Source organism: Arthrobacter sp. JCM 19049, assembly GCF_001310435.1.
In genome coordinates this window covers 1-2,022 of record NZ_BAXF01000398.1, presented here as the reverse complement: position 1 = coordinate 2,022, position 2,022 = coordinate 1, and the positions used below count along the sequence as shown (strand labels likewise).

Below are 2,022 nucleotides of genomic sequence, written 5' to 3'. Positions count from 1 at the left end.
CCCAGACGCTGGCCCACGCGCGCATCGCCGAGCTGGCCGAGCAGCGCATGCCGCACCGGGTGGAGAACTCCGGCTGGTGGGCCCAGAGCGTGGCGGTGGCCTATGAGCAGCACATCGAACGGCGGCTGCCGGGTCAGGCCAACGACGGCAGTTTCCAGTTCTCCGTCTCACGCACCATTGACGCCGACATGGACCAGGCCCTGCAGCGCTGGCAGGAGCTGGTCCAGGAACGCGGCGACTTCAACGGGGTGCCGATCCAGGAGCCGGGCGCGCCAGCAGCACCCCGAAATGGCGGTATTGGCGCATCGGGCTGCAGGACGGGGCGCGGATCGCGGTGAACATCAGCGCCAAGGGTGCCAAGTCCGCGGTGGTGGTGAACCACAGCGGGATCATGGATCCGGATCTGGTGGAGAACTGGAAGTCCTACTGGCGCTCGCTGCTCGCCCAGCTGCCCTCCTGAGCCGGTCCGGCCACGCGATCCCGCCCTTTGACCGGTCGATCGGGCTTGCGGGAAACGATTTCAACAGCATGTTGCGAAGATGTTGGGCAATATGACTAATGTTAAGAACCGCAACTAGGTCAAGTGGGGCACCTGCTGTCACAATAGGACACTGATAGAAATACCGTGGCCGCGCCGGCCAAAATCGGCTGGCTGCCGCGCGTACATCATGGTTGTTGCCACAGGCGTGGTTCAACAACTCTCAGTGTTGGAGTGTGCTTGCCCATGAGCCTGATCGTCCAGAAATTCGGTGGTTCGTCCGTCTCGGATGCCGAAGGCATCAAGCGTGTTGCGCGCCGGATTATTGACACCAAGGCCGCCGGCAACGACGTGGTCGTTGTCGTCTCCGCCATGGGTGACACCACCGACGACCTGCTGGATCTGGCAGCCCAGCTCACCACCAACGCCCCGGCCCGGGAAATGGACATGCTGCTCTCGGCCGGGGAACGCATCTCCATGGCGCTGCTGGCCATGGCCATCGACGAACTGGGCGAACAGGCCGCCTCCTTCACCGGCTCGCAGGCCGGGCTGATCACCGATGCTCCCACGGCATGGCCCGCATCATGGAGGTCTCCCCGCAGCGGGTGCACCGGGCGATCGAGCGCGGGTATATCGCGATCGTGGCCGGCTTCCAGGGGATGAGCAAGGAAACCAAGAACATCACCACCATGGGCCGCGGCGGCTCGGACACCACCGCGGTGGCGTTGGCCGCGGCATTGGACGCCGATGTCTGCGAGATCTACACGGACGTGGACGGCATCTACACCGCCGACCCGCGGGTGGTCTCCTCGGCGCAGAAGATCGAGAAGATCTCCAGCGAGGAAATGCTGGAGATGGCCGCCAGCGGCTCGAAGATCCTGCACCTGCGCTGCGTGGAGTACGCCCGCCGCTTCGGCGTGCCGCTGCACGTGCGCTCCTCATTCAGCACCCATGAGTACCTGGGTCATCCCCGACCCGGACGACAAGATCACCATCCAAGAGGGAGAACCCATGGAACAGCCAATCATCTCCGGTGTCGCCCACGACCACTCCGAGGCGAAGGTCACCGTTATCGGCGTGCCCGACATTCCGGGCAAGGCCGCGCAGATCTTCGGGGTCATCGCCGCCGCGCAGGCCAACATCGACATGATCGTGCAGAACATCTCCACCCAGGGCTCGGGCAAGACCGACATCTCCTTCACCCTGCCGATGACCGAGGGCAAGCGGGTGCTCGATGCGCTGAACACCGCCAAGGGCGAGATCGGCTTTGAGGAGCTGGAGTACAACGAGGAGGTCGGCAAGCTCTCCCTGGTCGGTGCCGGGATGCGTTCTAACCCCGGGGTGTCCTTCACCTTCTTCGAGGCGCTGCACCAGGCCGGGATCAACGTGGACATGATCTCCACCTCGGAGATCCGCATCTCCGTGGTCACCGACGCGGACAAGCTCAACGACGCGGTGCGCGCGATCCACACCGCGTTCAACCTGGACGCCGAGGTCGAGGCCACCGTCTACGGCGGCACCGGGCGCTAGGCCCGGTGCCGCAG

General features: G+C 64.8%; 1 protein-coding gene and 2 pseudogenes. All 3 read left to right on the top strand.

Translation table 11 applies throughout. The features are described from left to right. Positions 1-338 (top strand): annotated as a pseudogene (locus tag JCM19049_RS12650) (hypothetical protein); the annotation flags it as partial. After that, positions 335-460, top strand: a complete 126-nt coding sequence (locus JCM19049_RS20780; RefSeq protein ID WP_279403149.1) for a hypothetical protein — start codon at positions 335-337, stop codon at positions 458-460. The pseudogene JCM19049_RS12650 and the gene JCM19049_RS20780, both read left to right, overlap by 4 nt. Before the next feature lie 264 nt (positions 461-724). After that, positions 725-2,008: pseudogene (locus tag JCM19049_RS12645) on the top strand (aspartate kinase). Positions 2,009-2,022 lie beyond the last annotated feature (14 nt).